The sequence below is a fragment of the Winogradskyella sp. genome (assembly GCF_028289625.1).
In the GTDB taxonomy this organism is placed as follows: Bacteria; Bacteroidota; Bacteroidia; order Flavobacteriales; family Flavobacteriaceae; genus Winogradskyella.
The window spans coordinates 58368-85344 of sequence record NZ_JANQOM010000063.1; the positions used below are offsets into that span (position 1 = coordinate 58368).

Consider the following 26977-nt stretch of genomic DNA (forward strand, 5'->3'; position numbering starts at 1 on the left):
CTTTATTTCTGTTGATCATATATTAAAAATACGCCCTTAACTGTATGGTGCCCGTATGAATGACTTGAGATGTTTCTGTCTTTCTCCCAAAATAGTTAAGGTTAAGGTCTAAAAATTTTGTGATTTTTTTCTGGGCTAATAAGCTCCAAGTAAAGTTTTGCCCAGGTTGTAGTCCTTCTAACATTTGGTAAGCTACTGGTGTATTTGGGTTACCTTCAAATTCGTTTTGAAAGAAATTGAATTCTCCTGTTAAAGCAATTTTAGCTGCTTTGTTATAGGTAAAAGATAGTCCATAATTATTCTGTGCCAGTGACTCTAAACTACCAATGGTATTGTTCTTAGAGGTGTATTGGTAAAAGACATCAAATTGTGCATTCTCACTAAACAAATAGGATAGCTTTGGCTGAAAGCGTTCTTCTTCAATATTAAAATTTCGGTTAGCAAAGTTTTCACTAATACTTTCATCTGTTCCAAGACTAGCCAAGGTATTAATAAGCCAACTTTCAGCAAACTTATGGTTAAAATTCAACTGATGATTGGTTAATTTATTTTCTTGAAAACCTATAGATAATAAATTGCGACTTGTGTTGGTTAAAAATGTATAAGATGTTGTGTAACGTTGCTTTCCTCTGTTATAAAACAGCACATTACGCACGCTATTGTTTAGGGCTAGCTGGTTTTCTTCATCATTTTCAAAAGGATTGAGATTAAAGTTGTTACCTTCTCTCCGCACTTTTCTATCTATTAAATACGAGGTCTGGTTATAAAAATGGGAAAAGAATTTCTTCGTTTTATTATCGGATTTGCTCCATTGAATTGGGTTAATCGTCAGGGTTTGGCTTAACCGATTTTGATGCGTCCTCACAAAAACCTGATTGGGCAATAACACCCTAATATAATTGCCTTGGTCTGCAAATTGGGCGATTTCAAATTCATTAAGCTCTTGTATACCATTCTCATTATAGTCTATCCAAGTAAAGGTCCCTTGGCCTGCCTCTACCTCAACATAGGTAAAGTCTTGTTGTGGTAAAGTTCCAGAATTAGTTTCAAAGCTGGTATTCCATAACACCAGATTATTAAAGAATTTCTGATTGTAGTTCAATCGGCTATTCAAACTTTGTTCATCTCCAGAAGTTTCGTCTTCCGCTTTTAAGTCTCTAAAATTTACAAATAATTGAAGGCTGGTATTTTTATTCTGAATAAATCGCGATTTTAGGTAATAGGTATTTGAGGTATTTACGCGTTCTACCAAGTTATTTCTTAGACTATCGTTAAACCGTCTAATATAACCAACCTCTGTAAAAACTTTGGTACTATCACCAATACCTACAAAAGCTTCATAAGCTGTAAATTTTTGGCTTAATGGTGTTAATGAATCTGTTGCAATAACCGTTTGTTCATTATCTTCAATGGCAAACTTTGCACCAATCCATTTATTGTTTTTAACATATACTGCACGATTAAACGACCTTAAAAACGTGGAACGGTTAATGGTACTCTCACTATTTAAATAACTGGTGTTTGAAAATATATTGAAATTACCCAATTGCAAATTAGCTGAGGCGTTATGCCGACTACCATTGAAATTATTGTCATAGTCCAAATACTCAAAATTATAATTGGCAATCCCTTTTTTAGAATGTGATAATTGCAATCCTGAAGTGAATAGCAGTTGGTTGCCTATAATGTTATTGCCTTGGTCATCTCTATTGTCCTCCAAGTTCCAATCGCGATTAAACTCTGCCCTGTATAAACGTTGAATTGTCCTAAAATTCTCTTGAATGAAATCCGCATCCACCAAAGCGGACAAATTCCAGAGGCTATCCGATTTTATCAACTTTTGATTTACACTTAGCTTTCCTGCAAAACCATCATTGTCATTATCGTCAATACTAGAAAACAAATTAAGATCGTTCTTGCTTCCAGCCAATTCAAAAAACACATTAGTCTTTTCAGAAGGTTGATAACGTCCATTCAAAATAGCAATTTGCAAGCGTTCTGGAGCAACTAATTGGGTGATGGGTTCATAATTTCCTTGTGGTATTCCACCGACCGGAGGTACATACTCAAAAATATTACTTACCGCATCATCATTGATAAGTACATAATTACCTTGATTAGCTCCTACCAAAGTAAACCGAACACTAAACAATTGATCATCAGGATTTTGGGAAAACACAAACACTTCCTCTCCATCAATGATTTCTTGTCGGTAGAGAATCCTGTTTTCCGAAAATGACTCTTCTGTTGCGGATGATGCCACCATTAGGCTTGTATCATCACCAGCATCTGCTAAAACCTGTGTCTGTTCTGATGACAAATTTTGTTGAAGCGGCTGATTTTTAGCATCGCTTTCAGAAAATACAGAAATGTTGAGGCTCAGTTTTTCTGTCTTAAATGTCCCACCTCCGAAGACCGTAAATCGCGAATAATTACGCTCGCTAAACTGATAATCAACCGTTATTCGCATTTCGGATGTAATCGGATATGTCGAATTAAAAATAATCTCACCTGCATTATAATCAATGATATAATCCCTGTTCTCCCCACGTTCTAAGGGTACACCATTAACATAAACCGTTTCACTGCCAGAAACAATAAGCACAAACAACTCGTTCTTGGGCCCTCTTAATTTATAAGGCCCTTGGTTACCTTCTTGGGCCGTAAATTGTGTTGTTGTAAATTGTCCTCTTACTAAGGCACCAGAGGCAAACACAGACGTCTTTTCACTTAAGTTGGCACTCACCAATAAACCCTGGACACGCTTCGAAAAATTAGCAAAATAACTATTGGTATTTACCAAATCTATGTCACCTGCTCTAATATTCCAGTTGTCACTAAACAGCTCTATAAAAACTTGATCAAATTCATCTAAACGCTGTGAATAACCACTCTCTTGTAAAGGAATATTGGCATCTTGTATTGAGGCTCTTAATGAGACTTTATCGCTTAACTTTCCTGAAATTTGCAAGTCTAATTCACTATTTAAGACCGAATTTTGATTGTTACCTATCGTAACCCCTCTAGAGATACTTCCAGAAGTCGTCAGACCATCAAAAGGCGTAAACGGATTCCGCTTTTTGGTATTTTCAAGTTTGTACAGGGCTTGCGCTCCAGACGACGATCGGTCAACAATCACTTTATCATCCAATTGCTTGTAAACCTGTGTTAAAAATTTAGGATAACGTAAATATTCTATTTGTACCGTATCCAATTCAATAGGTTGCTTAAATTTTAAAACAGCTTTTGCAAAGTCTATCGTGTAAAGCGTAGAATCAACTATTTCTCCACCCTTTGTTTTGACTACAAATTTTGAAGAATTGATACTGACTGAATCTATTTGAATGGAATCCTTAACAGCAAAACGCTTTTTCTTGTAATTACTGGTGTTCTCTTGGGTAAAGCCCAATAAAGAACATAGCATTAATACAAAAAGTAACATCTTTTTCATCAGCCAATATTTATGTCATTAAATAGGCCAGATGGAACATCTATATTATAATCTACTTGTTGATTTGTAATAGGTACTTGATGTTTCATGTAGAATAATAACTACTTAAAACTTGAAATATTTTATTGTTAAAATAGGCTCAAATTAATGGTGTAAAAGTAGGTTATTATTTAATTTAGAACCCTAACGGACATTTGATAAAAATAATTTACCCTATTTAAGCTATGAAAATTGCGTCTTATAACGTCAATGGTATTAGAGCCGCCATAAATAAAGGCTTTATCGAATGGTTAAAAGCTACAAAACCAGATGTTATTTGTCTACAAGAAATTAAGGCTTTAAAAGAGCAGCTCGATTTAGACGTGTTTGCCAATGCAGGCTATCAATACAACTACTGGTTTAGTGCCCAAAAAAAAGGCTATAGTGGAGTTGCTGTTTTATGTAAAGACGAACCTAATCATGTTGAATATGGTACTGGTATCGAATCCATGGATTTTGAAGGCAGGAATCTTAGAGTTGATTATAACGGTACGTCTATAATGAGCATGTATTTACCTTCTGGGACTAATGATGCTAGGTTGGCACATAAATTTGAGTACATGGATCTTATCCATGAGTATTTGAATAATTTACGCAAAGAGAAGCCAAACTTAGTGGTCTGTGGAGATTATAATATATGCCATGAGCCTATTGACATCCATAACCCTAAAATGAAAGGTGTCTCGGGCTACTTACCAGAAGAACGCGAATGGCTAGGTAAATTTATCGATAGTGGTTTTATCGATAGTTTTAGGTACTTACATCCCGAAAAACAAGAATTCTCATGGTGGAGTTATCGCGCTAATGCAAGAGCCAACAACAAAGGCTGGAGATTGGATTATGCCATGGTTAGCGAACCTTTACAAGAAAAAATTAAACGAAGCGTTATACTAACCGAGGCAGTGCACAGTGACCATTGCCCTATTTTATTAGAATTAAATTTATAAACTAGAACAAATTAGCAATAAACATGATTAAAAAAATTTCATTAATAGCATTAACAGTATTCACATTATCATCTTGTGTTTCCAAAAAAATCTATACGGATTTAGAGGACAAATACGCCAATCTTAAAAAGGAGAATAGACGCTTAACTGATGATCTTGAATCGCTTACTTCTGATAAAACTAAGTTAACCAATGACCTCAGTAGTCTGCAATCGGCTTATGACGAAGCCGTAAAAGAACGCGACCAATTACGTTCAGATTATGCTGCAACCAAAACCAATCTCGATAACTTAAAAGCTTCATATGATGCTTTAGAAAAAAACAGTTCAGCAGAAATTGCAAAAAACTCGAAGAAAAACAGAGAGCTTTTAGCACAGCTTGAAGCCAAGGAACAGGCTCTTGCTGCCGAAAACGCACGTTTGGAAAACCTAAAAAAGGAATTAGACAGTCGATCTAAGCGCGTTGCAGAACTTGAAAGTGTCATAGCCACCAAAGATGCCAATATGCGAGCTTTAAAAGATGCCATTTCTAAAGCCTTAACTAATTTTGAAGGTAAAGGGCTTACCGTTGAGCAAAGAGATGGTAAAGTATACGTGTCTATGGAAAACAAACTATTGTTCAAATCTGGGAGCTGGTCCGTGGGTACGGAAGGTCGCAAGGCCGTTCAACAATTAGGCAATGTTTTAGCTGAAAATCCAGATATTGCTATTTTAATTGAAGGGCATACTGATGATGTTCCATATAAAGGTAGCGCACAGTTAAGCGGTAACTGGGATTTATCTACGAAGCGTGCAACTGCCATAGTGAATATCTTAAGAGAAAATGTATCAATTAACCCTGAAAACTTAACTGCAGCAGGTCGTGGCGAATACGCTCCTATTGCCTCGAATGATACTGCAGAAGGTAAAGCTAAAAATAGACGTATCGAAGTGATTCTCACACCGAAGTTGGATGAGATTTCTAAACTGTTGAATGATATATAAGCCATTATACATATTAGTTTTTTTATTCTTCATTAATGCGTATTCTCAAAATACTAAAGACGTTAGTTTTATAAAAGATATGTCATATTTAGAGAGTGCCAATCTAGTGAATTGTGATAGTACTTCAGGAAGTAATCTTGAGCAAAGGATATGCCTTAATATTAAATTAAGACGCATTGATTCCCTAATGCTATCCAAGTTCCATTCAACCTTAAGAGAAATTGAAAGTGATAGTCTTAAGAATGTTTTTAGAGAAAATCAAACCAACTGGGAAATAGAACGAAAGAGTATTAGTATGCATAAATCAGATGGTTTAGAAAGTAATGTTGGTGCAAATATGTTTATGCATTATATGATTAAGTTAACTGAGCTAAGGATATTAACTTTAAATTATATCCTCGAGGAAAACTAATAAATCAAAAAACCTTAACATAGATTTAGACCTTTCATGTCCTTGAAACTTGAAAGGTCTTGTTATTTTTGCTTAAAAATAGTGGCTTAGGCAGATAGTGAGGCTCTCGAACCGCAAAAAGCCACCACAAGTAAAATGTCATTTCGAGAGCCTCAATGACCATAATAAATATGCGCTACACCACACTACCCAATACCGATATAAAAGTTAGTAAAATATGCCTTGGCACGATGACTTGGGGCAACCAAAACACACAAAATGAAGGTTTTGCTCAAATGGATATGGCTCTCAATAAAGGAGTCAATTTTTTTGATGTCGCCGAATTGTATCCTGTACCTGCTACAGCAGATACTTATGCCGATACCGAACGCATTATTGGGAATTGGTTCAAAAAAACAGGCAATAGAGATAAAGTAGTATTAGCTACAAAAATTGCAGGACCTGGTGATTATACTGCTCATATTAGAACCACAGGCTTTAGTAAATCCGCTTTAAATGAAGCCGTTGATAATAGTTTAAAGCGCTTACAAACCGATTATATCGATCTATACCAACTCCATTGGCCAGAGCGTCAAACCAATACCTTTGGAGTACGTGATTATAGTCAAAATCCTAATGATCCTTGGGAAGATAACTTTAATGAAATTCTTCATAATCTCGATGAAATCATTAAATCGGGTAAAATAAGACAGGTAGGGTTATCCAATGAAAAAGCTTGGGGTACTATGCGCTATTTAGAAGAATCGAAATACAACGATTTACCTCGAATGATTACTATACAAAACGCTTATTCATTATTGTGTAGACCATTTGAAGGTGACTTAGCAGAAGTAGCACATAGAGAAAATATTGGTTTATTAGCGTATTCACCAATGGCGTTTGGGGTTTTATCTGGAAAGTATATTAAAGGGACAGCAGCCGATAATGCACGTTTAAAGTTATTTCCACGCTTTGCGCGTTACAGTGGTGAACAAGCCACGGAAGCTACAAAGCGCTATTTAAAGATTGCCGAAGATCACGGTATGACTTTAGCCCAAATGGCATTAGCTTTTGTAAATGAAAGACCATTCTTGACCAGTAATATTATTGGTGCAACCAGTTTAGAACAACTTGAGGAAAACATTGATAGTATAAATATCTCCTTATCTAAAGAGGTAATGAATGCCATCAATAAAGTACATGCTGAGATTCCTAATCCAGCACCTTAAAGAGGAAAAGATTATTTGACTCCAGAATTAACGTGTGATTGCTCAGAGATGTTAAATGATTTATTAATTTTATAGGTACAGCTTGGATGGTAAATAATAGAACAAGAGAAAATTGGAAAAAATTAATGCTTGAAATTCAAATTGGCGATGTTTTTAAGGGTGTGGTTTTCCAAGTTGAACCTTATGGAGTTTATGTTGATATAAATAAAGACTTTTACGGAATAGTTTTGGCGCCATATATGGGCAAAGAAGATATTAAATTAGAAGAGTACCCTAAAATAGGCGAAAATTTAAGAGTAGAGATTATAGATTTGCCAAATTATAGTGATGAATTCACATACGTAAGTCTTAAGGTCGTTTAGTAAGCTTATATGTTGCCTATCTATTCAGCTAATAAGTTATTGAGAAATAAAAAGCCCAATTGAATTCCGATAGTTATCGGACCAATTGGGCTTTTTTAGTAGATATTATTTGATTTCGTTACCATCTTTATCAAAAAAATGATATTCAAGATAAGTGTAAGCATCTCTTGGTAAGACTTTTATCCATTTTTTATGTTCAAAGAACCACTTTGTACGGATTGATGGGTACCCTTTGGTTAGAAAGGCTGCTATAAAAGGGTGTGCATTTAAAGTTACCTTCTTATAGTCTTTTTTGAAAATCCGCTCTAAATCTTGCTTAATACGTTGTACTACTTTAATAGGTGCTTCTATTTCGGCGCCTCCTACAAGATTAGGATTCTCTTCTTTGGTTTTAATATTGCGTTCTGGCCTAACGCGCTGTCTGGTAATCTGCACTAAACCAAACTTACTCGGCGGCAATATTTTGTGTTTTGCTTTATCGTCTTTCATCTCATCGCGGAGATGATTGTAAAGTTTTTTTCGGTTTTCTGCTTTACCCATATCGATAAAATCGATAACAATAATACCACCCATATCACGCAAGCGTAATTGTCTGGCAATTTCAGTAGCAGAAATAAGGTTAACTTCTAGCGCTGTTTCTTCCTGGCTTTTTTCCTTATTAGAACGGTTACCACTATTAACATCTATAACATGCATAGCTTCTGTATGTTCTATAACCAGATAAGCTCCTCTCGCCATTGAAACGGTTTTTCCAAATGATGTTTTTATTTGACGTTCAATACCAAACTTTTCAAAAATCGGAATTCCATTTTTGTAATACTTTACAATAGACTCTTTTTTGGGTGCAATTTGCTGCACATAATCTTTTACTTGTATATACAATTCTTCATCATCTACTACTATACCAGAGAATGAATCGTTAAAGATATCCCTTAAAATTGAGGACGCTTTGTTCATTTCACCCAGTACTTTCGTCGGATAATGAGCCCTATACAACTTTTTACACATCGCTGTCCATCTTGCCAGCAAATTCTGTAAATCATTATCGAGCTCGGCAACTTTTTTGCCTTCAGCTACTGTACGAATAATCACCCCAAATCCCTTAGGTGTAATACTTTTTACCAGTCTTTTTAATCGGTCTTTCTCTTCTTGTGTTTCTATTTTTTGCGAAATCGAAATACGGTTAGAAAATGGCACCAAGACAATGTATCTACCAGCAATAGACAATTCTGAACTAATGCGTGGTCCCTTCGTGGAAATGGGCTCTTTTACGACTTGTACTAAAATCGATTGATTGGATTTTAAAGCATTGGCAATAGCACCATGCTTATCTAAATCTTTTTCAAGTGGAAAGTCTTTGAGTCTATAATCTTTTAATTTCCCTGTGCTTACACGTTTAATGAATTTTAAAAGTGAAGGTAATTTTGGGCCCAGGTCGTGATAGTGTAAAAAACCATCTTTTTCATAACCAACATTTACAAATGCGGCATTTAACCCTGGAATCACTTTGCGTATTTTGGCAATGAAAATATCACCTACTGCAAAGTTGCTATCCTCTTCATCCTTATGTAATTCAATAAGTTTTCCATCTTTTAATAGTGCGAAATCAACAATATCTGAACTCGATCTTACGATTAATTCCTTGTTCATAATGTTAATTTATATCCCGATAGTAAACATCGAGATGGATTTTACTAAATTATTTGACACAGGATTCCGATAGTTAATCGGAAAATCCAACAAATTATGATGTACGATTAGTTACATCTAATTTTATATCAAAGAACGCTTTTTAAAACTGAAAAAAGTAGTCTTCAAACTACTTTTCCTCAGCTTATTTCTTTTTGTGACGATTAGCGCGTCTACGTTTTTTACGCTTATGCGTCGCTACCTTGTGTCTTTTTCTTTTTTTACCACTTGGCATAATGAATAATGCTTTTTTTTAATTAATATTTTTAAAGTCTTAGTTAACTTCAACATTAGATTTTACACCTTCTAAAAACACTTTAGCTGGCTTAAAAGCTGGTATGTTATGAGCTGGAATTTTGATTGTCGTATTTTTTGAAATATTACGACCTGTTTTTTCAGCTCTTGTTTTAATGATGAAACTTCCGAAACCTCTTAAATAAACATTATCACCACTTTCTAGAGATGATTTTACTTCTTCCATAAAGGTTTCTACTGTAGCTTGAACGTCGCCTTTCTCCATACCTAACTTATCAGATATCTTAGCTACTAAATCGGCTTTTGTCATTGTAATTAGTTTTAGGGTTACTATAAATTCTAAGGGATGCAAATATATGTAATTTAATTTCAATATTTCAAGCGTAATTAATTAAAATTTAACGTAATAAAGAATTAATTTTGCGTCATTATTGAAAAACTGAATGGATTTTACAAATAAACTAACTAGTTGGTATTCAGCAAACAAACGCGATTTACCATGGCGAAAAACCAAAAATCCATATTACATTTGGCTATCAGAAATAATTCTACAACAAACGCAGGTTAAGCAAGGGTTGCCTTATTATAACGCTTTTGTTAAGAGATTTCCAACAATTTTTGATCTTGCCAATGCTTCAGAACAACAGGTTTTAAAACTTTGGCAAGGGCTTGGTTATTATTCTAGAGCAAGAAACTTACATGCCACTGCCAAACATATTGCATTTGAGCTCAAAGGTGTTTTTCCCAATAATTATAAAGACTTAATTAAGCTAAAAGGTGTAGGTGATTATACCGCTAGTGCTATTGCCTCAATAGCTTTTAATGAAGTAGCGGCTGTAGTTGATGGCAATGTCTATCGTGTATTGGCTCGTTATTTTGGAATCGATACTCCTATTAATTCCACAGCGGGAATTAAGGAATTTAAGGCCTTGGCATCCTCACTTATAGATAAAGAACAACCCGCTACTTTTAATCAAGCTACTATGGAATTTGGGGCCACGCAGTGCAAGCCCAAAAATCCATATTGTATAGTTTGCCCTTTGAATGAAGGCTGTATTGCCCTACAAAGGAATTTAATTGGTTCACTTCCCGTTAAATTGAAGAGGACTAAAATTACCACTAAGTATTTCAATTTCTTAGTGTACATTGATAAAAACAAAAATACAATACTCGAGAAACGAATTAGCAAAGGCATCTGGCAAAACCTTTATCAATTCCCTTTAATAGAATCTGAGAAAAGCTTAGACTCCAAACAGTTTTATGTTTTAAATTTAAATAACACTATTTTAAAAGATGTAGCATTTGAATATTCACTTTATAATCAAAAAGATATCGTTCATAAATTGTCACACCAACATCTTCACACTAAATTTTGGATCATTGAGTTAGATGAGTTACCAACAACATCGGTTTCAATTCAACAATTAAAAACATACCCTACTCCTGTTCTAATTAGTGACTTTATAAATACCTTTAATTTTCATAGGATCTAGAACTCACAATTTTTTATTAATTTTAAAGTAACCATTTCAAAATAACTAACTTTGTAGGCTAAATCAATTTTTAATATGTCTGGAACATTAAATAAAGTAATGCTAATTGGTCATTTAGGGGATGAAGTAAAAATGCATTATTTCGATGATAAAAATTGTGTAGGTAGATTTCCTTTGGCAACTAATGAAACCTATACCAACAAAACAACGAACGAGCGTATTTCTAATACCGAATGGCACAATATTGTGGTGAGAAATAAAGCTGCCGAAATTTGTGAAAAGTACCTTAGCAAGGGGGATAAAGTTTATATAGAAGGTCGGATTAAGACCAGAAAGTGGACCGATGATAAGGGCATGGAACGTTACTCAACCGAGATACAGTGTACCGACTTCACCTTTTTGACCAATAGGAGCGAACAGCAGCAAATGCAACCACCAAATACCAATCAACCCGTTCAACCACAACAACAAACACAAAATAGTGTTGTCCCTGAGGTTGATGACGATGACTTACCATTTTAATTTAATATAATTATATCTTGGATCCTGAACCCTCGGTTTTATTTTCGAATCTATTAGTTTCCAATACCTCATTTATTACTAGTGTAGTATTGCTATTTATACTGCTTGCTTGCTCTGCACTGATTTCTGGTGCCGAAGTTGCGCTCTTTTCGTTAACAAAATCCAATATCGATGAAGGTATTGAGAATAAATCCTCGGCGATTGAAATTGTTGCTTCTCTACTAGAGCGCCCTAAGAAATTATTAGCCACCATTTTAGTAGCCAACAATTTTATAAACATAGCCATAGTACTTCTATTCGCTTATATAGGTGAAACACTTTTTAGGGATATTACCAATCCCATATTGCGATTTTTTTTAGAAGTTGTTTCAGCTACATTTTTGATATTGCTTTTTGGGGAAATTATACCAAAAATTTATGCCAGTAGAAACAGTGTAAAATTCTCTTCATTTATGGCTAGACCATTGAAGATATTAGATATTGTGTTTTCGCCTATTAGTCTCCCTATGCGCTATGGTACATTAAAAATTGAAGAGCGGTTTGGCAAGCAGAGGTCGAATCTTAGCGTCGATCAGCTATCCCAGGCATTAGAACTAACAGACAACAACGATACGACGCAAGAAGAACAAAAGCTACTTCAAGGCATTGTTTCTTTTGGGAACACGGATACAAAACAGGTAATGCGGCCTCGAATGGACTTATTCGCACTCAATATAGAGACCCCTTTTGAAAATATATTAGAAGAAATCGTCGACAATGGCTACTCTAGAATTCCTGTTTACGAGGAAAGTGTTGATACCATTAAGGGGATACTTTATGTGAAAGATTTATTGCCACATCTAAACAAGCAAGCATTTGATTGGCCAAGTATTTTGCGAGAACCTTTTTTTGTACCAGAAAACAAGAAGTTAGATGACCTAATGGTAGAATTTCAAACTAAAAAAGTCCATCTTGCTGTTGTTGTTGATGAGTATGGTGGTACTTCAGGTCTAGTGTCTCTAGAGGATGTCATTGAGGAAATCGTAGGTGATATTAGTGACGAATATGATGATGACGATTTAATTTATGCCAAGTTGGATGATTACAACTATAGTTTTGAAGGCAAGACACCGTTAAAGGACGTTTACAAGATTATAGGTATAGAAGACGAATCAGAAGATTTTGAAAACCGTAAGGGTGAAGCTGAGACACTTGCAGGTTTTGTTTTGGAAATTTCTGGTGGTTTCCCAAGAGTAGGAAGCAAAATAAATTTCAAAAATTACGTTTTTACTATTGAAGCTTTAGAACGAAAACGCATCAAGCAGATTAAGCTTACAATATTAAACACCAACATATGAAGCGTGTGATCATACTTATACTAAGTCTCTTCTTGTTGGGTTGTGGTGATGACCCACTACCCAAACCTAAGGGCTATTTAAGATTAGAATACCCAGATGCTACATACAAAAAAACCATAGTATCCCTTCCTTTTACTTTTGAAAAGAATGCCTTATCTGCACCTATTTCTAAAGTAAAATCATCTGATAAAACAAAAGGGATAGATGTGAAGTACCCTTCATTAAAAGCCACAATATACCTTACCTATCAAGAAGTAAAGGATAACAATTTAGACAGCCTGCTTCGTGACGCACAAAATCTTACCCAAAAGCACACAATTAAAGCTGATGAGATATCATATAATCCTTATGAAGATTTTGACAATAAGGTCTATGGTATGTTTTATGAAATTGGGGGCGATGCGGCTTCGCAATCCCAATTTTATGTTACCGATAGTATAAACCACTTTTTAAGTGGGTCTTTATATTTCTATGCAAGGCCTAATTACGATTCCATATATCCAGCCTCAGAATATCTTAAAAAGGATATTAAGCGCATTATGGAATCGATACGGTGGGTAGATTAATACATTTCCCAAATTATCACCACCTCTGAAGCAAGTTGACAGTTAGTTTCTAAAGACTTACATCAATATTGTTTATGCTAATTACGATTAAGGGGTTGTAAGAAACATATTTGTTACACCATTATGATGTTCTAAAATGAGTAATTAAATTTTGGGTGGAAGTATCGTGTTGACTTGCACTTGTGCCAGAATCTAATTCCTTGAGGATAGTTTTTGCTAATTGTTTCCCTAATTCTACTCCAAATTGGTCATAACTATATATATTCCATACAATACCTTGAACAAATATCTTATGCTCATACATAGCAATAAGTTTTCCAAGGCTTTCGGGTGTAAGTTTTTTTATTAATATAGAGGTTGTTGGTTTATTGCCTTCGAATATTTTGAACGGTAACAATTTGTCTTTTTCTTCCTCTGATGTGGATTGACCACTTAATTCTGATAAAACTTCAGCTTTGGTTTTACCATTCATTAAAGCCTCTGTCTGGGCAAAATAATTAGACATTAGCTTATTGTGATGATCTTTGTTGCCATGAAGTGATTCTATAAACCCTATAAAATCTGCAGGAATTAGTTTAGTGCCTTGATGAATCAGCTGAAAAAAAGCATGTTGCGAATTGGTGCCTGGTTCTCCCCAAATTATGGTTCCGGTTTGATAATCCACAACATTTCCTTTTCTGTCAACATATTTTCCATTACTCTCCATTATACCTTGTTGCAAATAAGTAGCAAACTGATTTAAATATTGTGAATAGGGTATGATTGCTTCGCTTTCGGCATTAAAAAAATTATTGTACCAAACGGTCAATAATGCAGATATTACAGGTATATTCTCTTTAAAATCTGTGTCTCTAAAATGCTTGTCCATTTTATGGGCTCCATTAAGTAGACTTTCAAAGTTATTATAGCCTATGGCCAAGCTTATTGATAAGCCCACAGCACTCCATAACGAAAAACGACCGCCAACCCAATCTTTCATAGGAAAGATATTGTCTTCATCAATACCAAATGCTTTAACGCTATCAATATTTGTAGATACCGCTACAAAATGCTTTGAGACAGCTTCTAGTGGCAACGACTCTAAAAACCAGGCTCTTATTGAATTGGCATTTGAAAGGGTTTCTTGGGTAGTAAAGGTTTTAGAAACGATGACAAAAAGTGTGGTCTCTGGCTTTAAACGTTTGATTATTTCGTTATAATGATCTCCATCAACGTTACTCACAAAATGTGTATTCAGGTGATTCTTATAATATTGTAAGGAATCTACAACCATAGCTGGCCCAAGATCAGAGCCACCAATACCAATATTTACAATATCCGTAATCGTCTGACCTGTGAAACCTTTATGTTCCCCAGAAACAACAGCTTCAGTAAACCCCCTAATTTTTTCTTTTACTTCAAAAACTTTAGGGATAATATTTTCACCATCCACAAATACTTCAGTAGTTTTTGGCGAACGTAATGCCGTATGCAAAACCGCCCTTCCTTCAGTAGCATTTATAATATCACCACTAAAATATTTTGAAATGGCATCTTTTAAATCGACATCATTTGCCAAATCAATAAGACAAGCTAAAGTCTCATCTGTAATTCTATTTTTAGAAAAATCAACATAAAAATCATCCCACTTTATCGTTAAATCTGTAGCTCTATTAGAATCAGTATCGAACAACTCTTTAAGGTGTTTGCCTTTTATGGTTTCAAAATGTGATTGTAGTTTTTTCCAAGAATTTGTTGTGGTCGGATTGGTAGATTTAAGTGCCATTATTGTATATCTGTAAGAGGGTCCTCGGTTATTGTGTTTTCTGTTTCTTTAGTAAGTTCAGCTTCTAAAAAGAAAATATTGTCTAGCCTTAGCCTAATTGGTTTTATGTATTCTAAATATCTTACCTTTAAGCTATCAGAAATTGGCTCTGCTTCAGGCAGTTTTTGTTTAAACGGATCAACTTGTCTTCCATTTTTCCAAAAGCGATAGCAAACATGTGGACCGCCTGTATTTCCTGTCATGCCAACCCAACCTATGACATCGCCTTGTTTTACGTAATCGCCCTTCTTTACATTTTGAGCCTTCATATGTAAATATTGGGTCATATATGTGGCATTATGCCTTATTTTAACGTATTTGCCATTGCCACCTCTTCTTGTCGATTCAATAACGGTTCCGTTTGCGGTTGCCATAATTGGAGTACCTATTGGTGCGGCAAAATCAGTACCCTTATGAGGTCTTATTTTGTAACCATAATAGGCAATACGACGTTTTAGATTGTAGCGCGAAGACAGCCGTCCGAACTTAACTGGCATCTTCAGAAATGCACGGCGAAGATTTTTAGCTTTTTCATCAAAGTAATCTTTAATATTTTTAATAGAATCCGTTTCGAATTGAAAGGCGTACAATGTATCCCCTTTATGCTCAAAATAAGCAGCCTGCACATCGTGTACACCAGCGTATATGGAATCGTTAATATATTTATCAGTATAAATTACCTTAAATCTGTCCCCAGGGAGTAGTTTTCTAAAATCTATAGTCCATGCATAAATATCATCTGCCAATTTGTTAGCCAATACTTGGCTCAGACCTTTTTCTTCTAATGTCAGTGATATGTTATTTTCTATAATACCAGTAGCCGTTTTTTCGATGTATGTTATTGGTTTTGTCTTTGTATAAGCTTGTATGGAATCCTTAAAATCAATAACCACATAGTCTTCCAATGTGTTCTGATAAATAAAGGTAGTGGGCTTTTGGATACTGTCGTTATTATTCTCTTTTGAATATAGCAGCGTATAAGGTTTGCCGACTTGAAGCTTTGTTGCTATATCAAAAGTGTCTTTTGTCTTTTCAGCAATTTGAAAGATTTCTGGATAACCAATGTTATGGCGTTCTAGAATGATACCAAAAGTATCTCCTTTCTTAATGGTGTCTCGTTTAAATTCGTATTGGCTTTGGTCAAAACCAAATTCTATTATTTTTTTTTCTTCTATCTTTTCTGCAATGTCTTTTTTGGCTTTAGATGGTATGTTATCTTCTTTACATGCAAAAACAAGTACTATAAAAACGGCTATTGCTATTAATCGTTTTATGTGCATCAATTGTGCTAATTATATGTTATTTCCCCAATTTTCTAATTCCTCTTCTGTCCATAAATCTGGAAAGAAAATACGTTTTTGATATTTCGGATGCATATACTTTTTCCAATCACTTCCTCCTGTTGCCTCTCCATCGCCTATACCACTGTCTATGTAATGCTTTGCAGTATTATAATGTGCCATAACCCAAGTGACATTAACTGTATAATCAAAATGGCGCATCGCTTTTACTAAATCTTCATCGTTTTGATCTTCTTTTGGTAATTCTTTAAAACGTGTCCAGAGATTTTTAGTATTGTAAGCTTCCATAAATCTTAAGAACTCGTCCTTATAACGCTTTTCAAAATTAATTAAAAGTGTGGATTTTTCACCTGTTTTATGATCTTTTCCTGCTGCTTGCCAATACAAATGTTCAAAGGCATGCGTATAAGGTGTATTCCTATCTATATTTTTCCTAAATCTGTAATCTATAAGATTTATTAACTCAGTGGATGCAAACTCGATAAGCCTGTATTGAGCACTTTGAAATCCACTGGCAGGAGTCAAGGTATATCTAAACTTCATGTATTGCTCAACTTCCATCCCTTCGCGCATAATGTTGAAAGACGTTGTAAGCATATCAAAATAACGGCTAATGCGCATTATTTTGTTTTCAAAAAACACAACATCTAAGTTTTCTTTTTCAGCAACCTGTGAAATTTCCCAGAGAATCATCTTAAAAATAAGTTCATTGATTTGATGGTAGGCAATAAAAACCATCTCATCTGGAAGTGTTGTACGTTGAGTCTGAAGATTTAGCAATGCATCGGTTTGGATATAGTCCCAATACGTAATCGGCTTGCTATATAGCAAGCCGTATAAATGGTCGTCTGTATCTTGGTCTATTTTGGTATACTTCTCTTGAAGCGCTTTTATAATGTCTTCGTAATTTGGCTGATCTGACATAAATTAATTATCAAATATAATTGGAAAGTAATGTTTTAGTCCTTTAAACTGGACTAAATCTGCACGTAAAGATCCTACAGCAAGATCTGCTTTTATTTTTAATGGAATTTTGTTTTTGTCTGCACTTACCCACAATGTTAAACTCTCTTCTTCTTTAAAAACACGGCCAGCCATAACATAAGGCCTAAATTTAAGGGACCTTACCTTAACCCTAGAACCATTAATATCTACCTTTATGATTTCTTTTCCCAAGTACTTAAGTTTAAAACCGTAATTCTCTGCATCGAAGAACATATTAGACCTTATTTCGTCTCCTTTTTTTAAGGATTCAATATCTATTTTATTTCTGAGATAATAGTACATAGATACCATATCCTGAACATCTTTTTCGGTAGTTACGGTCGTAACCTTTTTATGCTTTTTATTATTGACTATTGCCTTTTGTTCTTCTTGATTAAACTCAATTTCTATGTCTTTAGTGTAGCCACCCTCATCTACTTTTCTGATAAACTTATATGGAACACCAGTTTGCGTATCAAAGTAACTTTCATAGCGGTCCCTTACTTTAAAGAAGGTGTTTACTATTCCAGTAGTTTTTCCTTTTCCTACGACATGAAAAACGGACTTTCCTTTTAATTTTTTTTCTTCAACTTTTAAGGTTCCTTCACCTGCCTTAAACCAGCCACTATAGCTCATTCTAAATTTAAACCACTCTCCTGATTGAAAGGCAGTTTCTTTTTGAACATCGGGGGCTTTTAGTCCAATTAAGAAAACCAATATGGTAAATAAATATTTCATACTCTACAGTTTGTAAATTTAAATAATGTAACGCAATTTTAATGTTACTATTCTCTTAAATACAATTACTGTTCCAAATCTATTAAAACCCTGAAGCACAAGCAAAAACCTTAGTTGTTTTCTAAAATTTTTCGATTAATGCTCACATTTTTAAGATTCTTCGATGTTAATGTAGAACAAACCAAAACACAGAGATACTAATTTATTTTTGTGCAATAAATTTTAGAGTTAGTTTTTATATTAGCGCGTTTAGAAGTAGGGGTCTAGACGCGCTTCAATTTTTATAAGGTACCTCTCTTTGCCTGTTCGCGCTCTATGGATTCGAATAACGCTTTAAAATTGCCTGCGCCAAAACCTTGGGCTCCCATTCGTTGAATAATTTCAAAAAATAAGGTCGGGCGATCTTCTACCGGTTTAGTGAATATTTGTAGCAAATAACCTTCTTCATCTGCATCTACCAAAATCGATAATTTTTGAAGCTCAGCAATATCTTCTTTCATCATTTCCATATGAACACCTAATCGCTCTGGAATCATATCGTAATATGCTTGAGGTGGAGGTGGCAAAAATTCTATGCCTCTAGCTTTTAATTGCGATACTGTTTTTATGATATCATCAGTAGCTACAGCTATATGTTGCACGCCAGAATCTTCATAAAAATCCAGATATTCTTCTATCTGTGATTTTTTAGCAGCTTTTGCTGGCTCATTAATCGGAAACTTAATACGTCCGTTGCCATTACTCATTACTTTACTCATTAAGGCGGAATATTCGGTATGAATTTGCTTATCGTCAAAGGATAGGAAATTTACAAATCCCATGACATCCTCGTACCATTTCACCCAAGTATTCATTTGTCCCCAGCCTACATTACCTACCATATGGTCTATATATTTTAAACCGACAGGTTCTGGATTATAATCACTTTTCCATTCCACAAAACCAGGCATAAATACCCCACTGTAGTTTTTGCGTTCGACAAACATATGAACGGTTTCGCCATAAGTATAAATCCCAGCCCTAACAACTTCACCAAACTCATCCTTTTCTACAATGGGCTCCATATAAGATTTAGCGCCACGTTTTGTAGTTTCTTCGTAAGACTTACGTGCATCATCGACCCAAAGCGCAATGACTTTAACACCATCTCCATGCTTTACAATATGGTTATTTATAGGTGATCTGCTATTAAGTGGTGTTGTTAGCACCAAACGTATCTTATCTTGCTTTAAAACATAGCTAACATGGTCTTTAGAACCTGTTTCCAGACCTTTGTAAGCATACGATTGAAAACCAAATGCGGTTTTATAAAAATGTGCCGACTGTTTGGCATTACCGACATAAAATTCTACATAATCTGTTCCTAGAAGCGGAAGGAAATCTTGCGCTCCGTCGAATATTTTTTCTAAACCGTAATTAACGGACTTTACTTCTTTCATAATAATTAGAAGCCCCTTCTAACTTCCCCAAGGGGGAAGAACTCTTACTGTTGGGCTAAAAGAGTTTGTTTAAATGGTTATTTTATTTTTTTATGCCACGTGTTCCTTTCTTTCGAAAAGGTTAAGATGGCATTTTATTCAATCCAAGATTTAAAATAATCTTCATCAGCTATTTTTAAGGCTTCTTCTGTAACCTTTAAAGGTTTGAATGTGTCTACCATAACGGCAAGTTCATCCGTTTTTACCTTACCTATACTTCGTTCCATAGCCCCTGGGTGTGGTCCATGCGGAATACCAGCAGGATGCAATGAAATATGACCAGCATCGATATCATTTCTACTCATAAAATCACCATCAACGTAATAGAGTACCTCATCACTGTCTATATTACTGTGGTTATAAGGGGCTGGTACAGAAAGAGGATGGTAATCATATAATCTTGGCACAAAACTACATACCACAAAAGCATCGGTTTCAAATGTTTGATGTACTGGTGGTGGTTGGTGTATACGACCAGTTATAGGCTCAAAATCGTGAATTGAAAACGCATATGGATAGTTGTAACCGTCATAACCCACAACATCGAAAGGGTGCGAAGCATAGACCATATCAAATATCTCATCTTGCTTTTTGATTTTAATTAAAAAATCACCCGATTCGTTATAAGTTTCTAATTCCTGAGGTTGTCTTAAATCGCGCTCACAGAATGGGGAATGTTCTAAAAGTTGCCCAAACCAATTACGATAACGCTTTGGTGTATAAATAGGTCTGTAAGATTCTACAATAAATAAACGGTTATCTTCAGAATCAAAGTCTATTTTATAAATAATACCTCTGGGTATCAAAAGGTAATCTCCATATTTAAAATCTAAATTACCCAAATGTGTCCTTAATTTGCCCGAGCCTTTATGAATAAAAATCAATTCATCAGCATCTGTATTTTTATAAAAATAATCTTCAGTTGATTGTTTGGGTGCTGCTAAAATAATATTACAATCACTATTGGTTAAAACCACCTTTCTACTGTCTAGATAGTCGTTTTCTGGTGTTACCTTAAACCCATGGAAACGGTAGGATTGCATATTATTTGCCTTTGCTACTTTTGGAGCAATATTGTACTGGGCTTTTATTGCTTTTACCTGTGTTGGGCGTTGCTCGTGATAACTATTGGTTGACATGCCGTCAAAGCCAATGGTACCAAATAATTGTTCATAATAAAAGTCACCATTTGGTTTTTTAAACTGTGTATGGCGTTTTGGAGGAATCTTTCCTAATTTATGGTAAAATGGCATGTTTGTTTAAAGTTTAAAATTCAATGTTCAAGATTCAATTGACTTTAATACTTTACAGCCAATTGATAGTGTTCTAAAGGTACAAAAAATGAAGGTATTCCCTTTGAGCCTTGAATTTGCTTCGACTGCAGTTCGGCTTCGCTCAGTGTAGGCTAAATGACACCAAGCAGGAATAACGAAACAAAGCTATTCAGGGTTCCTTTTGATAAGGAAGTGCAAATAAAGTTTTATATCCGACCAGAATGGTTTCATATAGCCACAAATATGCGAAAATTTCGTAACTTTATATAATTATTACCTTTATTTAATTAAGTGAAACTTATCTTCAGTTTGTGTTTGGTATTGTGTTCTGTTCAGCTTGTCTGTACTTAGAATTTAGGTGAAAAACCTTACTCATTTACTAATATTTTAGCCATACCTAAAATCGATTATGAATCTGAATTGTTACCATTGGATAGATTATTCGATGATACTAAATCTTTTTCGTTCTTTGATGCAAATAGCATTGATTTTAAAACCAATTCTGAAGAGTTAAACACAAAACTATTTTCTAATATTAAGCTAGTTGATAACACTTATAGAGATTACAACGAATATCTTCGTGGCTGTGGTCTTTTAGAAAACGGCATCACAAACCCTATTGATAGTGGTGACTTAATGTTATCTGTGATTATTTATAATTTTGTAAACAACATCTTACTTCGCATGAGGTTTACTTCCTAAAAAAATTAGAAACCTCATTACAAAAAAATTATACTAAAATCCAGATTAAAAAGTGTTTAAAATTGAAAATTAAACAGGCGAGGGATTACGAAAAAATCAAGACTAAAATTTAAGAAAATTCTTAATATTTTTTCGTTAATTTCTACTTTTTTCTTAAATTTGTAATGTTAAAAATATTTTCTAGAGTTAATTTAGAAGCGAACTTTAGATTTTGTGGTTAACAAAAAATGTTGACATATAGCTTGCGCAAGCTTTTTTTTCGAAACCCTAAGAATTCAAATAAATAGCGCAAAAAGACTTCTAAAAAATGCTTCTACATCTCTTGCCCTTAACTAGAGATAAAATATGCTTCTTAAATTTTAAATGCTTCTATCCCTTTTATTGGGAAAAGTTTTATATTAATCGACCATGATTATGGTCTTAAACTTAAAATTATGAAGAAACCATTAATACTACTCATTCTCACATTAGGCTTATTTGCTTGTTCTAATGACCAAAATGAAATAAATAATGAAGAGCAAAATATAAATTTTGAAGCACAGGCAAAAGATTTGTTCTGTGGCCCAACCCATCATTTAGAAATCACATTCTTTGAAGAATTATTATTATTTGCCGCAGGTGGTGCAAAAAAGGGCACTTGCAAAAAGAAAAGTTTTGGCTTTTGTTTTGCGGCAAATTTAAATATAAGTTTTGAATGTGTACCTAATTCGCCTGAAATATCTGCTCGTTTACAAAATGTATCTTACGACAAAATAACTCAAGAAACAATTGCGATAGGCATTTCTGACCCTAGTCAATCCCAAATCACAATTTATTTTGACAGAGATATAGTTAACTCCCAAAATCATATACCATCCGATTTTGATACTCTTGATGTTGGCAAAGATTTTTATGTTACAAACAAAATCAAATTAATTGAAGGTTCGTACTCTAAAATAGCAGATGGTGACTTTTTTAAATATATTGTACCTTATGAAGATAAAAATTAAAATTCTTATAACAATTTTCAAAATTTGTCTCTTGGCTCAAACGAGCCAGGGACAAGTTGATTATAGATTCGATAACAAAAGTTCTTATTTTAAATTTATAAATAAGGAATATTCTTTAGACAGCACCAGCATATATTACGTCTCAGATGCGACTAAAAAAACTGTTTTTTTAATCCCTGCGTTTACGTTCTTCATTAAAGGAGATAAAATTTTAACTATTAATGAGGTAGCTAACAGTTTGAATTCCAATTGCCCACCTAGAAAATTATTCACACAGCTCTCTTACGACCTTGTAGAAAATCTACTAGATCAAAAAGGCTATAACGTAGATTTAACTTTAAAGAATTTAAATTCAAATGATATTCTGAACCAAAACGATACTATTACAGCACTATTTCTATTTTCTGTTGATTGGAAAAAATTAGGGATTCGATACATCAAGCACAAAAAAAAACTGGAGGATTTAGGATTTAAAACAATAGTTTTATCTAACGATATGCCATTAATAAATGGTGTTGTTGATTATTCAAAATTTAATCAATTACAGGTTAAAAAGAACTAGCTATGAAACATTTGATTTTTTTTACTTCTTTATTCATCACAATTCTATCAGTGCAATCTCAAGACATAGTGCAATCTGAATATTCCTTCTCAAATAATTTTTTAGAACCCAAACATTTCTTCGATTCCGAACTGAAGGCGATTACTAATATTATGAATCAAAATCGCTCTTTTCAGTACCAATATGACAATAGCAATAACCATGTATTAACAGTCCAAGCTTTAAATAAAAAGTTGTTTTCAAATTTTAAAATTGTAGAAAACACCTATAAAGACTACGGTAGTTTTTTTATCCTATGCGCTCCTTTAAATGACGGCATTTCTAATAGTATTGATAGTCGTGATGCCATACTATCTTACATCCTTAACAATTATATTAATAACTTTATTTTTAAAGGTCGCATTTTCCAAAGGTTCTTTTGATTTTAATTTAAGTGATTAGCGTGAGTCCAACAAAACTATCAAACAAATTAAATAAGCCATTTAACATAATCAAATCTAGTCTAATAATGTAGAAAAGACTTTTTTAAAATTTCCTTTCGCATTTCCTTACCTAACGCGTTCTGCTTAGCACATCTTTAAGTTATTCAAAATGGCTTCTACGACAGTTCTTCTTAGATTGTAGACCTGGGGCTTAGGTATGTAAAATTTTGTTTTAATTTCTCACTCAAGTCACTGAATACATGCTAATAGCTGGAGTCCTAATAAAAGTATTTGGAGGTTTAGAAAAGGTTACGATAGTCACTCCATTAAGCTCTAAAATCCGGAAATAAGATACTAGTAAAGAAAAATCACACCTTAGGTGTTTGGATTCATTACACACATAATAATTTTTGAGTGTCTAATTTTCTGTTTTACTGCTATAATAATCAATTTATTCCTGTTGAACCCACATTTACTATTATTAGGATGGGATACTGAAATGCTGAAACGAATTCTGTAAAGAGGTAAGTTTAGTTTAATAGATCTATTATTCTGGATTCCTTTTGATAAGGAAGTGCAAATAAAGTTTTATATCTGACCAAAATGGTTTCATATAGTCACAAATATGCGAAAATTTCGTAACTTTATATAATTATTATCTTTATTCATTAAATGAAACTTATCTTCAGTTTATATTTGGTATTGTGTTCTATTCAGTTTGTCTGTGCTCAGAATTCAGGTGAAAAACCTTACTCGTTTACTGATATTGTAGCCATACCTAAAATCGATTATGAATCTGAATTGTTATCATTGGACACATCGTTCGATGATACTAAATCTTTTTCGTTCTTTGATGCTACAAATAATATTGATTTTAAACCCAATTCCGAAGAATTAAACACAAAACTATTTTCTAACATTAAGATAATTGAAAACACCTACAAAGATTACAGTGATTTTTTTAGTCTTTGTAGCCCTTTAGATGACGGCATTGCAAATAATGTAAATAGTGGTGACCGCATGCTTTCGATGGTCTTAAACAACTTTATTAACAATGTACTATTTAAAGATAGAGGTCCTTTAACCAGACTGTTGTCATCTAAAAACTAAATCTTTTACTTTTTGGCATAAATGTGTCTTTAATCGTAAAAGGACTACTTAAATGAGTTCGGCATAATCACACACCCTGATAATCAAAACCAAAACCCAAGGTTAAAAAACCAATAGGCATTCCCTGTTTCAGGTGAGTAGGTGTACTTTGCTTCCAATGGACCAAGAAACGTCTCAAGAGAGTAACCCAATGCATAACCACTAAAATCTGGAGATGACAACCATTCTCCAGTTTCAAAAATACCATCTGCTATATTCGCATAATTAGCGGCTAGTAGAATATGATGCTTTTTAAATATTTCATAATCCAAGGTAAAGGTTGCCTTAACAAAACTGTCGCCAGAAAGCTCCAAAAAATCATAACCATAGAAAGATTGAAAGTTATTAATAAAATTATTGGCATAGCCTCCCAAACCAAATCCCAAAGTTGTAGTAGAGTTGTCACCGATTTTAAACCCACCACTGGTTTCGGTCTTAAGAGCCAAATTGTCCGTAAAACTAAATGCATATCCTATATCTGCCTTGGCAATTGAGAACTGCTCAAAATCAACATTGAAATCAGAAGCATTAAGATACAGATGGAAATCACCATTAAAATAGAATCCAGATTTAGGAAAATATGGGTTATCGTAATCGTCAAAAACTAAGTTTCCAAAAACACTAAAATAGTCCGTGCTCTCAAAAGTAAATTCATCTTCTTGGTCATCATCAATGATGGTTTCGGAAGTTATTTTAAGACGTTTGTGTTCAGCGCCAACCCTAAGTGCAAAGTCCCGTCTAAAAATGGTCTGTAGGTATAATTGATTGGTGAAATCTGTTAGTTCTACATCGATTTTATTCAGACCAGTAAGCAAGGGGGAGTCTTCCTCTAGGGCCAATAATGGGTTAACATTTTTATTAAATTGATTGAAGCGTGATTTTAGCCCAATACTTATATAAAATCCTTTATCAATGAAATAATCAAAGTTATATCTCGAATTATCGCCTAAAATAACATCCAAAGAGGCAATGTCATTATTAAACAACAATCGTTTTTTGGTAATATTTGCTAATGCCGCACTGTTATACAAACCATCATAGTGCACGCCAAGTTTTAAAAAGGTCGATGTTTCAGACTCTATAACATTACCTACTAAGTTATAACCAGAGTTTTCTGTATTTGGTTCTAAATAATATCGAAATGTCTCGAAATTACTGGTGGCTATTAGATTATTTATACCTTCCTTAAAGTCTTTATAACTGATTTTTTCACCATTTTTGAATTTGAGTTTCCCTAAAAGATAAGATCTTGTGTACCTTTTATTGCCACTGATATTAATTGAATTTATTTTTATACTATCTAAAATTTGAAGCTTAGGTCTCTTAAAAGGAGTACGTTGTTGGCGCTTTACATTTAATAGCTGTGACATGTTTCCTCTAGCAGCAATTTCGCCGTTGGCAATTATATCTCTTCCTTCATCAAAAGAAATGACAGAGAAGTTAGTAATGTCTGGTTTAATATAAATATCAGTTAGGGGAACTTTGCTCTTCATAGCATTAATAGTCCTAAAATTGTTAATCTGGACTAAGATTTCTGGTGCCGATTTTAAGGATTCCCGATCTTTAAGCGCATCTTGTACGTCAACACCAATAATAATGTCCATACCTTTGGCCCTAAGCTCTTCAACTGGGAAATTATTGGTCACTCCACCGTCGAGTAAAATAGTATCATTAATGGTTACTGGCTGAAACAATGATGGTAAAGCACCACTAGCCGTTACTGCTTCGGCCAAACGTCCTTTATCCATTACAATGGATTCACCTGTCTCTATATTGGTTGCTATACAGAAAAAAGGAATCGGTAATTGCCCAAAATCTCTTATTTCGCTCACGGGAAGCATCAGTTGGTACAGTAAATTATAGACATTTTGCCCACGAGACAATCCCGATGGTAAGTTGATTTTAAAGTTATCAAATGGAAGGCTAACCGCATATTTTTCGGCGTTTTCACGTTCGTAAAATGGTTTTGATGATCTAGGAAATTCGTCATTGATTAATTCATCAAAATCAATAGTGTTGAAGAGATCTTCTAACTGCTGCCCTGAATAGCCTGTTGCATATAGAGAGCCAATGATAGCTCCCATACTGGTTCCAGCCACATAATCTATCTTTATACCTAGACTATCAATTACCTTTAAAGCTCCAATATGTGCAAAGCCTTTTGCGCCTCCTCCGCTTAGCACTAGGCCCACTTTAGGCTCTTTTTCCTTTTGAGCTTGTATTTGGTGTGTATTAAATACTAAAAAAAATAGGATAAGAAAAATGGATAAGTACTTACACTTTAAATCATATGTTTGGGACAGCTTCAAT

General features: G+C 34.1%; 24 protein-coding genes. 14 read left to right on the top strand and 10 right to left on the bottom strand.

What is annotated here, in order from left to right:
- Positions 1-22: 22 nt before the first annotated feature.
- Positions 23-3451 carry a hypothetical protein gene (locus Q0992_RS12770; protein WP_299524958.1) on the bottom strand — a complete coding sequence of 1143 codons (3429 nt, stop codon included), beginning with the start codon at positions 3449-3451 and terminating at the stop codon, positions 23-25.
- Between the two features lie 224 nt (positions 3452-3675).
- Between Q0992_RS12770 and Q0992_RS12775 the strand changes: the two genes are divergently transcribed.
- The 5 genes from Q0992_RS12775 to Q0992_RS12795 all read left to right on the top strand — a co-directional run bounded on the left by Q0992_RS12775 (position 3676) and on the right by Q0992_RS12795 (position 7402).
- The gene (locus tag Q0992_RS12775; RefSeq protein WP_299524961.1) at positions 3676-4437 is read left to right on the top strand and encodes an exodeoxyribonuclease III; all 762 of its coding nucleotides are present in this window, start codon (positions 3676-3678) and stop codon (positions 4435-4437) included.
- Positions 4438-4460: 23 nt separating this feature from the next.
- Positions 4461-5420, top strand: coding sequence for an OmpA family protein (locus Q0992_RS12780; protein ID WP_299524964.1), 960 nt, complete (start codon positions 4461-4463; stop codon positions 5418-5420).
- Positions 5410-5832, top strand: coding sequence for a hypothetical protein (locus tag Q0992_RS12785; protein WP_299524967.1), 423 nt, complete (start codon positions 5410-5412; stop codon positions 5830-5832). Before Q0992_RS12780 ends, Q0992_RS12785 begins: the two co-directional genes overlap by 11 nt.
- 170 nt (positions 5833-6002) lie before the next feature.
- Positions 6003-7040, top strand: a complete 1038-nt coding sequence (locus Q0992_RS12790; protein WP_299525081.1) for an aldo/keto reductase — start codon at positions 6003-6005, stop codon at positions 7038-7040.
- 125 nt (positions 7041-7165) lie between these two features.
- A complete protein-coding gene (locus Q0992_RS12795; protein ID WP_299524970.1) occupies positions 7166-7402 on the top strand; it encodes a S1 RNA-binding domain-containing protein in 237 nt (78 codons plus the stop codon).
- A 105-nt stretch (positions 7403-7507) separates the two neighbouring features.
- Here Q0992_RS12795 and Q0992_RS12800 read toward each other — a convergent pair whose 3' ends face one another.
- Both Q0992_RS12800 and Q0992_RS12805 read right to left on the bottom strand, forming a co-directional pair.
- Positions 7508-9052 carry an Rne/Rng family ribonuclease gene (locus Q0992_RS12800; RefSeq protein ID WP_299524973.1) on the bottom strand — a complete coding sequence of 515 codons (1545 nt, stop codon included), beginning with the start codon at positions 9050-9052 and terminating at the stop codon, positions 7508-7510.
- A 313-nt stretch (positions 9053-9365) separates the two neighbouring features.
- A complete protein-coding gene (locus tag Q0992_RS12805; RefSeq protein ID WP_076619727.1) occupies positions 9366-9656 on the bottom strand; it encodes an HU family DNA-binding protein in 291 nt (96 codons plus the stop codon).
- 133 nt (positions 9657-9789) lie between these two features.
- Here Q0992_RS12805 and mutY point away from each other — a divergent pair, with 133 nt between their 5' ends.
- The 4 genes from mutY to gldD all read left to right on the top strand — a co-directional run bounded on the left by mutY (position 9790) and on the right by gldD (position 13264).
- Complete coding sequence (mutY, locus tag Q0992_RS12810) at positions 9790-10839, top strand: A/G-specific adenine glycosylase (RefSeq protein WP_299524976.1); 1050 nt, start codon at positions 9790-9792, stop codon at positions 10837-10839.
- Positions 10840-10914: 75 nt separating this feature from the next.
- Complete coding sequence (locus tag Q0992_RS12815) at positions 10915-11361, top strand: single-stranded DNA-binding protein (protein WP_299524978.1); 447 nt, start codon at positions 10915-10917, stop codon at positions 11359-11361.
- Between the two features lie 17 nt (positions 11362-11378).
- The gene (locus Q0992_RS12820) at positions 11379-12698 is read left to right on the top strand and encodes a gliding motility-associated protein GldE (RefSeq protein WP_299524981.1); all 1320 of its coding nucleotides are present in this window, start codon (positions 11379-11381) and stop codon (positions 12696-12698) included.
- The gene (gene gldD, locus Q0992_RS12825; RefSeq protein ID WP_299524984.1) at positions 12695-13264 is read left to right on the top strand and encodes a gliding motility lipoprotein GldD; all 570 of its coding nucleotides are present in this window, start codon (positions 12695-12697) and stop codon (positions 13262-13264) included. Before Q0992_RS12820 ends, gldD begins: the two co-directional genes overlap by 4 nt.
- A 121-nt stretch (positions 13265-13385) precedes the next feature.
- Here the strand turns inward: gldD and pgi are convergent, their stop codons facing one another.
- The 6 genes from pgi to Q0992_RS12855 all read right to left on the bottom strand — a co-directional run bounded on the left by pgi (position 13386) and on the right by Q0992_RS12855 (position 20822).
- Entirely contained in the window at positions 13386-15029 is a 1644-nt protein-coding gene (gene pgi / locus Q0992_RS12830; protein WP_299524987.1) for a glucose-6-phosphate isomerase, read from the bottom strand.
- Entirely contained in the window at positions 15029-16348 is a 1320-nt protein-coding gene (locus Q0992_RS12835; protein ID WP_299524990.1) for a peptidoglycan DD-metalloendopeptidase family protein, read from the bottom strand. The genes pgi and Q0992_RS12835 overlap by 1 nt, the downstream gene beginning before the upstream one ends.
- Before the next feature lie 12 nt (positions 16349-16360).
- Positions 16361-17293: a tryptophan 2,3-dioxygenase family protein gene (locus Q0992_RS12840; protein WP_299524993.1), complete on the bottom strand. Its 933-nt coding sequence runs from the start codon at positions 17291-17293 to the stop codon at positions 16361-16363.
- A 3-nt stretch (positions 17294-17296) separates the two neighbouring features.
- Positions 17297-18091 (bottom strand): DUF3108 domain-containing protein, encoded by a 795-nt coding sequence (locus Q0992_RS12845; RefSeq protein WP_299524996.1) that lies wholly within the window; start codon positions 18089-18091, stop codon positions 17297-17299.
- Positions 18092-18372: 281 nt separating this feature from the next.
- Positions 18373-19533, bottom strand: coding sequence for a 4-hydroxyphenylpyruvate dioxygenase (gene hppD / locus Q0992_RS12850; protein ID WP_299525084.1), 1161 nt, complete (start codon positions 19531-19533; stop codon positions 18373-18375).
- A 131-nt stretch (positions 19534-19664) separates the two neighbouring features.
- Positions 19665-20822 (bottom strand): homogentisate 1,2-dioxygenase, encoded by a 1158-nt coding sequence (locus Q0992_RS12855; protein ID WP_299524999.1) that lies wholly within the window; start codon positions 20820-20822, stop codon positions 19665-19667.
- A gap of 450 nt (positions 20823-21272) precedes the next feature.
- Between Q0992_RS12855 and Q0992_RS12860 the strand changes: the two genes are divergently transcribed.
- From Q0992_RS12860 to Q0992_RS12880, 5 genes are all read left to right on the top strand, one after another.
- Positions 21273-21545, top strand: coding sequence for a hypothetical protein (locus tag Q0992_RS12860; RefSeq protein WP_299525001.1), 273 nt, complete (start codon positions 21273-21275; stop codon positions 21543-21545).
- 434 nt (positions 21546-21979) lie between these two features.
- Positions 21980-22534, top strand: a complete 555-nt coding sequence (locus tag Q0992_RS12865) for a hypothetical protein (protein ID WP_299525004.1) — start codon at positions 21980-21982, stop codon at positions 22532-22534.
- Positions 22518-23096, top strand: coding sequence for a hypothetical protein (locus tag Q0992_RS12870; RefSeq protein WP_299525007.1), 579 nt, complete (start codon positions 22518-22520; stop codon positions 23094-23096). The genes Q0992_RS12865 and Q0992_RS12870 overlap by 17 nt, the downstream gene beginning before the upstream one ends.
- Positions 23097-23098: 2 nt before the next feature.
- Positions 23099-23518 (top strand): hypothetical protein, encoded by a 420-nt coding sequence (locus Q0992_RS12875; protein ID WP_299525010.1) that lies wholly within the window; start codon positions 23099-23101, stop codon positions 23516-23518.
- A 672-nt stretch (positions 23519-24190) separates the two neighbouring features.
- Positions 24191-24628 (top strand): hypothetical protein, encoded by a 438-nt coding sequence (locus Q0992_RS12880; RefSeq protein ID WP_299525013.1) that lies wholly within the window; start codon positions 24191-24193, stop codon positions 24626-24628.
- A gap of 83 nt (positions 24629-24711) precedes the next feature.
- Here Q0992_RS12880 and Q0992_RS12885 read toward each other — a convergent pair whose 3' ends face one another.
- The gene (locus Q0992_RS12885) at positions 24712-26976 is read right to left on the bottom strand and encodes a patatin-like phospholipase family protein (protein ID WP_299525016.1); all 2265 of its coding nucleotides are present in this window, start codon (positions 26974-26976) and stop codon (positions 24712-24714) included.
- Between the last annotated feature and the right edge of the window lies 1 nt (position 26977).

Excerpts from the sequence above, each read along its gene's own strand:
- Q0992_RS12795 (WP_299524970.1), top strand. The coding sequence starts at position 7,166 with ATGCTTGAAATTCAAATTGGCGATGTTTTTAAGGGTGTGGTTTTCCAA.
- Q0992_RS12835 (WP_299524990.1), bottom strand. The coding sequence starts at position 16,348 with ATGCACATAAAACGATTAATAGCAATAGCCGTTTTTATAGTACTTGTT.
- Q0992_RS12845 (WP_299524996.1), bottom strand. The coding sequence starts at position 18,091 with ATGAAATATTTATTTACCATATTGGTTTTCTTAATTGGACTAAAAGCC.
- Q0992_RS12865 (WP_299525004.1), top strand. The coding sequence starts at position 21,980 with ATGAAGAAACCATTAATACTACTCATTCTCACATTAGGCTTATTTGCT.
- pgi (WP_299524987.1), bottom strand. The coding sequence starts at position 15,029 with ATGGCACTTAAATCTACCAATCCGACCACAACAAATTCTTGGAAAAAA.
- Q0992_RS12840 (WP_299524993.1), bottom strand. The coding sequence starts at position 17,293 with ATGTCAGATCAGCCAAATTACGAAGACATTATAAAAGCGCTTCAAGAG.
- Q0992_RS12855 (WP_299524999.1), bottom strand. The coding sequence starts at position 20,822 with ATGCCATTTTACCATAAATTAGGAAAGATTCCTCCAAAACGCCATACA.
- Q0992_RS12880 (WP_299525013.1), top strand. The coding sequence starts at position 24,191 with ATGAAACTTATCTTCAGTTTATATTTGGTATTGTGTTCTATTCAGTTT.
- Q0992_RS12800 (WP_299524973.1), bottom strand. The coding sequence starts at position 9,052 with ATGAACAAGGAATTAATCGTAAGATCGAGTTCAGATATTGTTGATTTC.
- Q0992_RS12770 (WP_299524958.1), bottom strand. The coding sequence starts at position 3,451 with ATGAAAAAGATGTTACTTTTTGTATTAATGCTATGTTCTTTATTGGGC.
- Q0992_RS12870 (WP_299525007.1), top strand. The coding sequence starts at position 22,518 with ATGAAGATAAAAATTAAAATTCTTATAACAATTTTCAAAATTTGTCTC.
- Q0992_RS12775 (WP_299524961.1), top strand. The coding sequence starts at position 3,676 with ATGAAAATTGCGTCTTATAACGTCAATGGTATTAGAGCCGCCATAAAT.
- Q0992_RS12815 (WP_299524978.1), top strand. The coding sequence starts at position 10,915 with ATGTCTGGAACATTAAATAAAGTAATGCTAATTGGTCATTTAGGGGAT.
- Q0992_RS12785 (WP_299524967.1), top strand. The coding sequence starts at position 5,410 with ATGATATATAAGCCATTATACATATTAGTTTTTTTATTCTTCATTAAT.
- Q0992_RS12805 (WP_076619727.1), bottom strand. The coding sequence starts at position 9,656 with ATGACAAAAGCCGATTTAGTAGCTAAGATATCTGATAAGTTAGGTATG.
- mutY (WP_299524976.1), top strand. The coding sequence starts at position 9,790 with ATGGATTTTACAAATAAACTAACTAGTTGGTATTCAGCAAACAAACGC.
- Q0992_RS12790 (WP_299525081.1), top strand. The coding sequence starts at position 6,003 with ATGCGCTACACCACACTACCCAATACCGATATAAAAGTTAGTAAAATA.
- gldD (WP_299524984.1), top strand. The coding sequence starts at position 12,695 with ATGAAGCGTGTGATCATACTTATACTAAGTCTCTTCTTGTTGGGTTGT.
- Q0992_RS12875 (WP_299525010.1), top strand. The coding sequence starts at position 23,099 with ATGAAACATTTGATTTTTTTTACTTCTTTATTCATCACAATTCTATCA.
- Q0992_RS12780 (WP_299524964.1), top strand. The coding sequence starts at position 4,461 with ATGATTAAAAAAATTTCATTAATAGCATTAACAGTATTCACATTATCA.